At 71.1% G+C, this 3,322-nt stretch carries 3 protein-coding genes; 1 reads left to right on the forward strand and 2 read right to left on the reverse strand.

What is annotated here, in order from left to right:
• Positions 1–60: 60 nt before the first annotated feature.
• Positions 61–1,026 carry a cyclase family protein gene (locus tag AOK15_RS39695; protein WP_055523920.1) on the reverse strand — a complete coding sequence of 322 codons (966 nt, stop codon included), beginning with the start codon at positions 1,024–1,026 and terminating at the stop codon, positions 61–63.
• The gene (locus AOK15_RS39700; protein ID WP_205632309.1) at positions 1,023–2,006 is read right to left on the reverse strand and encodes a fumarylacetoacetate hydrolase family protein; all 984 of its coding nucleotides are present in this window, start codon (positions 2,004–2,006) and stop codon (positions 1,023–1,025) included. Before AOK15_RS39700 ends, AOK15_RS39695 begins: the two co-directional genes overlap by 4 nt.
• A gap of 119 nt (positions 2,007–2,125) precedes the next feature.
• Between AOK15_RS39700 and AOK15_RS39705 the strand changes: the two genes are divergently transcribed.
• The gene (locus tag AOK15_RS39705; RefSeq protein WP_079058958.1) at positions 2,126–3,130 is read left to right on the forward strand and encodes a LysR family transcriptional regulator; all 1,005 of its coding nucleotides are present in this window, start codon (positions 2,126–2,128) and stop codon (positions 3,128–3,130) included.
• Positions 3,131–3,322 lie beyond the last annotated feature (192 nt).

Raw genomic sequence — 3,322 nt, forward strand, 5'->3', positions numbered from 1 at the left:
GCACCACTGCCGGATGCGCCGCTGCTGTCCGGGGAACGGCGCATCCGGCAGTGGTGCGGGTTACTTGACGGCGATCGGGTTGACCGGGGAGCCGACGGCTCCGGTGATGGGGAGGGGAGCGGCGGTGAGCCAGAACTCGTACACGCCGTCGTCGGCGCAGTCGGCGGCGAGTGTGTCGAGGTCCCACATCTCGCCGATCAGCAGGCCCATGTTGGGGATGACGACCTGGTGCAGTGGCTGGAAGGCGCCCTCGAACTCGTTGGGGCGGACCTCGAAACCCCAGGTGTCGGTGGCGATGGCGGCTATCTCGGTGCGGTGCAGCCAGCCGGCCGTGGTGAAGGAGAGGCCGGGCGCGGGGCCACCCGCGTAGTCGCCCCAGCCGTCGCGCCTTGCGCGGGCGAGGTGTCCGGTGCGGACGAGCACGATGTCGCCGCGGCCGACGGTCACCCCGTGGGCCTCGGCGGCCCGGGTGAGGTGCTCCTCGGTGACGGCGAACCCGTCGGGCAGCTCGCCGCCACCCGTGCCGACAACCCGGCCGACGTCGAGGAGCACGCCGCGTCCGGCGACGTACGGCGCCATGTGCTCGATGCCGGTGACGAGGTCGCCGTCCGAGGTGACCACCTGCTCGGCGGGCCGTCCGTTCCACGCCTTGCCGTGGTCGAAGATGTGCCCGAGGCCGTCCCACTGGGTGGAGCACTGCAGCGGCATCACGATCACGTCGTCGGCGCCGCCGATGCCGTGCGGGAAGCCCTGGTTGCCCAATGCCGCGTCGGTCCCCGTGTCGAGCATGGTGTGCACCGGGTTGGTCCGTCGGCGCCAGCCCTTCTGCGGGCCATTCATGTCGAACCGCTGCGAGAGCGAGAAGCTGACGCCCCGCCGGACGAGGGCCGCGCCCTCGCGCCGCTTGGCCTCGTCGAGGAAGTTCAGTGTGCCGAGCACGTCGTCCTCACCCCAGCGCCCCCAGTTGGAGTACGCCTTGGCGGCCTCGGCTATCGCGCCCTCCGGGTCGCTGCGGTCCAGGCTCATGCCGTGCCCTCCGCGACACAGCGGGTGCGCTGCACACCCAGACCGGTGATGGAACCCTCCATGACGTCGCCGTCGCGCAGCAGCCGTCCCCAGTGCATCCCGTTGCCGGCCGGGCTGCCGGTGAGCACCAGGTCGCCGGGTAGAAGCCGGGAGGTCTGGGAGATGTACGACACCAGCCGCGCGATACCGAAGAGCATGTCCTTGGTGGACTCGTCCTGCATGGTCTCGCCGTTCAGCTTGAGCGTGACCCGCAGATCACCGGGGTCCGCGATCGATTCCGCAGGGACGAGCCACGGGCCGAGCGGCGTGAAATCGGGAGCGTTCTTGCAGCGCAGCCAGTCGGTGCCGATGGCCTTCATGTCCCGGCGGAACACGGTGGCGCGGTCGGTGAGGTCGTTGGCGATGGTGTACCCGGCGACGTACTCCAGCGCCTCCTCGACCGTCACCCGGTAGGCGGGCCTGGCGATGACCGCGGCCAACTCCAGCTCCCAGTCCGGCTGTTCGGCCCAGGCGGGCAGGACCACGTCGTCGTAGGGGCCCGTGATCGAGCTGGGCAGGCCGATGAACACGTACGGCAGGTCCTCGGCGGCCCGGCGGTCCATGACCGCGGCGACCTCCGCTCGTGCCTCCTCGACGGTGCGGGGGTCGTCGGGGGAACGGTGGGCGACCTCCAGATCGATCACGTGTTGCCGGTAGTTGGCGCCGGACTGAAAGATCTGCCGCGGTTCCACGGGGGCGTGCACCCGCAGGCCCTCCAGTGGCAGCCGGTCGAGGGAGTCGTCGTCCGCCAGGGTGCGCAGGACGGGGAGGGCCTCCTCCCACCGCTCCAGGACCGCGCGCAGATCCGACGGCGCCCAGCCCAGGGCGCTGCGCAGATCGAGTACGCGGCCATCGGCCAGGAGGCCGGGAAACGACTCCCCGTCCTGAGCGGAGAACGTGCCGAGTGCGAACGGACCGGCTGGTTGCGCGAACATTGCCATCAGATTTCCTTCTGCGGGGTTGGCGTCTACTCTGACCGCGATCGGCTAATCATGGAAATTAATCCTGTGGATGTGCCGAATCCACGTCATGGATGGCTCTCGTTTCTAGGTGGTTGCCGGTGAACCTGTCCCGACTCGACCTCAATCTGGTCCTCGCCCTTCGCGCGCTGCTGGAGGAGCGCAATGTCACCCGGGCCGGCGAGCGCATCGGCCTCAGCCAGCCGGCCATGAGCGCCGCGCTGTCCCGGCTGCGCCGCCATTTCGACGACGAATTGCTCGCCCGCACCGGCAACACCTACGAGCTGACTCCGCTCGGCGCCGCCCTGCGCGACCGCAGCGCCACCGCGTGCGACCTGCTGGAGCGGGTCTTCTCCAGCCAGGCCGACTTCGACCCGGCGGCGGAGTCACGTGAGTTCACCCTGCTCGCCTCCGACTACGGGGCGGCCGTGTTCGGTGCCGCCCTCGCCCGCACCCTGCATGAGGAGGCGCCTGGCATCCGGCTCACTTTCCAGCACCCGGCACCCTCCGTCGTGGAGAACACCGCCGCGGTGCTGAGCACCGTCGACGGACTGCTGATTCCGCGCGGCGTCATCGACGGCTTGCCCGCCGTCGACCTCCACCAGGACCGCTGGCTGTTCCTGGTCGCCGACGACCACCCCGAGATCGGTGACGAACTCACCCTGGACCAGCTGGGGCGTCTGCCCTGGGCCGTCTACCAGCGTCCCTACGACGCCCCCGCCGCCCGCCAGCTCAGCATGATAGGGATCAGTCCCCAGGTGGAGGTGTCCGTGCAGACCTTCCAGCTGCTGCCCCTCATGGTCGAGGGCACCCGCCGGATCGCGATGATCCAGGAGCGCCTGGCGCGCAAGGCGGTCCGATCGGCCGCGGTGCGCGTCCTGCCCTGCCCCTTCGAGGCGGTACCGGTGCGGGAGGCGATGTGGTGGCACCCGGTGCACGCTCAGGACGCGGGCCACATCTGGCTGCGGCAGAAGGCCGCGGAAGTGGGCGCGACGCTGGCGGGCAACGGCAACGGCAAGGGTCCTGGGAAGAGCCCTGGGAAGAGCCCCGGGAAGGCCGTGCCGCCCGTCGACCAGGGCACGGGGTCGGCGCCGGGCCGGCTCTGACCGGTCCGGCGGCACCCCGTGACCGACGCGCTCTCGGCGGTCTTCCCGCACGCCCTTAGAGCTCCGAGCAACGGCCGGGGATCGACGGCACCCACCCGGCGGCGGGCCGCCCACAGCCCCGCCGCGACGAGGGCGGCGGCCAGCCCCAGCACGCCCACCGCACCGGCGAGACTGCCGGCCGCGGACTCCCCG

The sequence above is a fragment of the Streptomyces ossamyceticus genome (assembly GCF_001418475.1).
GTDB classification, from domain to species: domain Bacteria; phylum Actinomycetota; class Actinomycetes; order Streptomycetales; family Streptomycetaceae; genus Streptomyces; species Streptomyces ossamyceticus.